Source organism: Vibrio sp. 99K-1, assembly GCF_013114585.1.
GTDB lineage: Bacteria > Pseudomonadota > Gammaproteobacteria > Enterobacterales > Vibrionaceae > Vibrio > Vibrio chagasii_B.
Genome location: NZ_VTXF01000061.1, coordinates 1 through 1,558, shown reverse-complemented (window position 1 = coordinate 1,558; position 1,558 = coordinate 1). Strand labels below are relative to the sequence as shown.

The window sequence follows — 1,558 nt, the reverse complement described above, 5'->3', positions numbered from 1 at the left end:
TCCACCACCTCAATGGCATTATCGGCTGTCGACTTCTCCGCATTGGCCCATAGCTTAGAAAAATCTTGGCTCAGTCCCTCAGAGCTCATCGTAGACACAATATCACCTAGCTCTGGGTCTAAGGTAAACATGTTATCTAGGTAGCGGAATGCGGCGGCGTTTTGTTGGGCAGCGTCATCAGAATAACGCGGGTACAAGGTTGCCATTGTTTCTTCAATCGGTGAGTGTCTTAGTGGTGAAACGATACAACGACTGCTGTTTAAACTACCAGAAGGACAATGCTTTACGACAGGCTTACTCACAGTTTTTGTACAACGACTGCCCGACTTAGCATATCCACTAGGACAAACACTGATTTTATGCTTGCTAATGATTTTTTTTCTAACTATGTTAAAACCACTGCCATTTCTATGCCCTTTACTGTATAACCAGCCATCTGCGTGTGGGTTTGCAGTTATAGGAATATAGCAATTGTCTTCAAAACAACTATACTTCGTTACACCTTTCCATTTAAATACCCACTGCTCTGGTTCATAGTGACCGCCACCAAAATAATCATCATAGCGATAGACATAAGAGACACCTTTACTACGATCTTGACTATAATCTTTTTCTGTAAGCCATCTCTTACATTCCAGAGCATTAGGATATTTAGAGCCCTCAGTCACGCGGATCGAATAACCACTTGGACAAACACGTGTCACATTTTGTGTTATTGTCTTCGTACAATGCTGCTTATTAGAACTCATACTGTATCCCGCGTTACACTTTAAGGATGCGGGTTTTACACAACTCATGCCTTGTTTATCAAACCCAGAAGGACAAGTGTGATAGACAAACTCCTCGCCAAATGGATATGGCGCATTATTGGCGGCCTGAGCCCCCCATGTTGGTATTATCAAGAGCGTAAAAAGCCCTACCAAACTGCGTTTAGTATATTTCATTATTTTTCTTTTTTATGTGGTGATAAATAAGGTGGGAGTTAACCACCGCTGTTTTTACTGCGTTAGTTCGACTTATTCAGCATGTACATCGCTGCCATTAAATTGCTCGACAAATAAAAATGAATTTTTGTTGAGGAAATTAAATAAAGCAAATGACTATTGGCATTTTTTACAAACATTAATAAACCAATGTGGCTACTGAAAACCAAATAGTATCCCCACAAGTAGACTATTATCAACAGCAAATGGTAATCATTATCAAAAAGTGATAATTATAATTAACATTTGCAGTGGTAGTTAACATTTCCACTCAATATAACTAAAACTTAACTCAATAAGAAATAAAACTTAACTCAATAAGAAATAAAGGGGAGAAAGTTTGTATCAAAGTCGTTGTCCAGCATTAATATAAAATCTGTAGAGTTATAAGTGACAATGCAAATATTCAAATCAAATTTACGATTATCACAGAAGAGTTTGATTTACCGATAAATAAAAAAAGCCTCATGGCATCATGAGGCTCTATTGTTGGTTACCTTAGCAAGATCAGTGGGCCTGAGTCTCCTCCGCCACACGTCTCTGCATTGCGGGAGTAGTATCGGTGCTTAATAATA

1 pseudogene is annotated in these 1,558 nt (G+C 38.7%); it reads right to left on the bottom strand.

Annotated features, from left to right (window positions below):
* Positions 1-944: pseudogene (locus F0228_RS25925) on the bottom strand (hypothetical protein); the annotation flags it as partial.
* Between the last annotated feature and the right edge of the window lie 614 nt (positions 945-1,558).